General features: G+C 62.7%; 2 protein-coding genes and 2 pseudogenes. 3 read left to right on the forward strand and 1 reads right to left on the reverse strand.

The genetic code is table 11. The features are described 5' to 3' along the window. Positions 1-83, reverse strand: a pseudogene (locus EN939_RS39855) (FkbM family methyltransferase); the annotation flags it as partial. Here EN939_RS39855 and EN939_RS24565 point away from each other — a divergent pair. From EN939_RS24565 to EN939_RS24575, 3 genes and pseudogenes are all read left to right on the forward strand, one after another. Continuing rightward, positions 80-631 (forward strand): annotated as a pseudogene (locus EN939_RS24565) (FkbM family methyltransferase); the annotation flags it as partial. The pseudogenes EN939_RS39855 and EN939_RS24565 overlap by 4 nt on opposite strands. Positions 632-790: 159 nt before the next feature. Next, complete coding sequence (locus EN939_RS24570) at positions 791-3,352, forward strand: GcvT family protein (protein WP_127270286.1); 2,562 nt, start codon at positions 791-793, stop codon at positions 3,350-3,352. 95 nt (positions 3,353-3,447) lie between these two features. Continuing rightward, positions 3,448-3,859, forward strand: a 412-nt coding sequence (locus EN939_RS24575) for a DUF1194 domain-containing protein (RefSeq protein ID WP_127270287.1), incomplete at its 3' end; no start/stop codon positions are given.

Genomic DNA, 3,859 nt, shown 5'->3' on the forward strand with positions numbered 1-3,859 from the left:
TTGTACGGCATCGGCTCGACCAGCATCGCGCGTGCGCCAGCTATGCGGTGCAGCCACGGCGTCACATCGTCGAACAGCGCACCGCATAGCTGGCGCACGCGCGATGCTGGTCGAGCCGATGCCGTACAATCAGAAACGACTGCGCGCCAACTACCCCGACACCAGCCGGTTCATCATCGAGCCGGTGGCGGTGACGAAGACAAAGGGCACGATCACCGTCCACACTTTCGATGCCGCCGCGCTCGAGGCCGGCACGTTGCCCATCGAGTTCATCGGCTGCTCGTCGGTCACCGACACCAATCTGATGTCGGGCAAGAATGCCTGGGGCGAGGCCGACACCAACTTCAACAAGTTCGCGCCGCATCTCAGGGACATCGAGGTGCCATCCGAGACCTTGCAGACGCTGCTCGACCGCAATGGCATCACCCATATCGACGCCTTTCTCGTCGATTGCGAGGGCGCCGACTGGATCGTCTTCGAACAGCTCGACCTCAAGCGCTACCGTCCCGGCATGATCAAGGTCGAGGTCGGCGCGCTGCCCGCGGCCGAGATCGGCCAGGTCGTGGTCAAGCTGAAGACAGCAGGTTATCAGGTCGGCTTCCAGGCCGAGGACATCTGGGCCTTCGCCTGAGTTATAGCCTTCACCTTGGAAGGCGAACCGCCAAGGGTCCGACGGGAAGCATTCTGCCGTCTGGTCGCTCGGCTTTTTGCCAATGTCGCAAACAGGCTTCAATCGTGCTGCTGCTCCGCCTTATAGTCCGCGCGCTTTATCACTTTGGAGTCGCGGGCAATGGCAGAGTTTCCGAAAAAGGCGAAGGTCGTCATCGTCGGCCTGGGCGGTATCGTCGGCGCATCGATCGCCCATCACCTGATCGAACGCGGCTGGGATGACATTGTCGGCATCGACAAATCGGGCATCCCGACCGACATCGGCTCGACGGCGCACGCCTCCGACTTCTGCTACACGACCAGCCACGATTTCCTGTCGTGCTGGACGACGCTCTACTCCATCGATTTCTACGAGAAGATGGGCCACTACGCGCGCATCGGCGGCCTTGAGGTCGCGCGCGTCGGCGACGACGGCCGCATGGAGGAGATCAAGCGCAAGATCGCCTCGGCCAAGGCGTTTGGCACGCGCGCCCGCCTGATCGAGCCGGCCGAGATCAAGGAGAAATTTCCACTCATCGAAGAAGCGATTGTCCAGGGTGGCCTTTGGGATCCCGATGCCGGTCTGGTCATCCCGCGCTCGCAGACGGTCGCCGGCAAGCTGGTCGATCAGGCGGAAGCGTCCGGCAAGCTCAAATCCTTCGCCAACACGTCGGCTCGGTCGCTTGTCGTCAAGGACGGCCGCATATCAGGCGTGGTGACGGACCGCGGCACCATCGAGGCCGACTATGTCATCGTCTGCGCCGGGATCTGGGGCCGGCTGATCGCGGAAATGGTCGGCGAGGACCTGCCGGTCATGCCGATCGACCATCCGCTGACCTTCTTCGGCCCCTACAACGAGTTCGCCGGCACGGGCAAGGAGATCGGCTGGCCGCTGCTGCGCGACCAGGGCAACTCGGCCTATATGCGCGACACCGGCGATCCAAAGACCGCCGAGGGCGGGCAGATCGAGTGGGGTTACTACGAAGAGACCAATCCGCGCCTGTGCCATCCGCGCGACCTGCTGGAGAAGGATCAGGCGCGGCTTTCGCCCTCACAGCGCGACCTCGACATGGAGCAGATCCTGGCACCGCTCGAACGCGCCATGGAACTGACGCCGATCCTCGGCGAACTCGGCTACAATGAGAGCCATTCCTTCAACGGGCTTCTCCAGGTGACGGCTGATGGCGGCCCGTCCATGGGCGAAAGCCAGAAGGTGCGGGGCCTTTGGTATGCCGTCGCCATCTGGGTCAAGGATGGTCCCGGCATGGGCAAGCTGATCGCCGACTGGATGACCGACGGCCGCACCGCAATCGATCACCATGCCATCGACTATGCACGGTTCTATCCGCACCAGACCAAGGAGCAATTCATCTGGGATCGCTGCACCGAGACCGCGATGAAGGTCTACAATCCGGCGGTGCATCCGCGCGAGCCGTTCTCCAAGGCCCGCAACATCAGGCGCTCGCCGTTCTGGGAGCGCGAGAAGGAACTTGGCGGTTATTTCATGGAGCTCGGCGGCTGGGAGCGCGCCCACGGCTATGCCGCCAACGAGCACCTTTTGGAGAAATACGGCAACCGCGTGCCGGTGCGCGAGAATGAGTGGGACAACCGCCATTTCTGGCGCGTCTCCAATGCCGAGCATCTCGCCATGAGCGAGGATTGCGGCATCGTCAACCTGTCGCATTTCGCCATGTATGACATCGAAGGTCCCGACCATGTCGCGCTGCTGGAATGGCTGTGCGCGGCCAAGATCGGCGGCGACAACAACATCGGCAAGGGCATCTACACCCACTTCCTCGACGAGGAAGGCATGGTGCGGGCCGACTTTACCGTCATCCGCATGGCTGACCGCTGTCGTTTGATCGACGGCGCGGACGCCGGTCCACGCGACTTCCAGTACATGCGCCGCACGGCACAGGACAAAGGCTTCGACGTCACTATCACCGACGTGACCGAGAAATACGTCACTATCGGCATCTGGGGGCCGAACGCCCGGGCGACCTTGCAGAAGGTGGTCGAAAATCCGGACGGGCTCTCTGTTGAGAACTTCCCATTCGCGGCGATCAAGCCGGTCCGGATCGGCGGCAAGGATGTCACCGCTTTCCGCATCTCCTATGTCGGCGAGCAGGGCTGGGAACTGCACATGCGCTACGAGGACGGCCTGGCCGTCTGGGACGCCCTGCGCTCGACCGGCGTGATGCCCTTCGGCGTCGAGACCTATGCCAACACGCGCCGCATGGAAAAGAGCCTGCGCCTGCAGAACGCCGACCTTTTGACCGAGTACAATCTGCTCGAAGCGGATCTCGCCCGTCCGAAGGTCAAGGAGAACGACTTTTGCGGCAAGGCCAGGCATGTAGAGTTCCGAGCCCGCGAGCACCAGCCGGCCATGCTGTGCACGCTGGTGATGACCAGTAATGTCGATTCCAAAGGTGTTGCCCGCTATCCCGTTGGCACCATGCCTGTAATGGACCCGAAGACCGGCGAGACGCTGGTCGACGACCTCGGCCGGCGGTCCTTCACCACCTCGATGGCCTACGGCCCGACCATCGGCAAGAACATAGGTCTCGCCTATCTGCCGTGGGCGTACGCCCAGGAAGGCCGTAAGCTCACCATCGAGTATTTTGGCGAGACATATCCGGTCGAAGTCGCCGCCGTCGGCTACAAGCCGCTCTACGATCCGGAGAATTTGAAGCCGCGCAGCTGAGTGCTCGCAAGCGCAAAAAGGCATGAAGGCAAAAGCCTGGCCACCGGCCGGGCTTTTCTCTTTTTAAGCCGGCGGTTTTCGCTTACCCTTGCGGAATGTCTGCTTTTGCCTGTGCTAGACATTTGCTTTCGAGCTGTGCCGCGTTCGCGCTGACGCTTTGGTTGGCGCCGGCGTCCCTTGCTGACGAGCCCGTCGATGTCGAGCTGGTGCTGGCCGTCGATGTCTCGCTGTCGATGTCACCGGACGAACTCGAGATCCAGCGTCACGGTTACGCAGCGGCGCTGACGCACGACAATGTGCTGCAAGCCATTGCCGATGGCGCTTATGGCAAGATCGCCGTTACCTATGTCGAATGGGCCGGCACCACCTGGCAGCGCGTCATCGTGCCGTGGACGGTGATCGCCAGCCGCACCGACGCCGAGCGCGTGGTCGCGCAGTTGTCGGCGCAGCCGCCCAATAGCGCGCGGCGCACCTCGATCTCCGGAGCGCTGGAGTTCGGCAACGACC

This window comes from Mesorhizobium sp. M7A.F.Ca.CA.002.05.1.1 (assembly GCF_003998335.1).
Classification (GTDB): Bacteria; Pseudomonadota; Alphaproteobacteria; order Rhizobiales; family Rhizobiaceae; genus Mesorhizobium.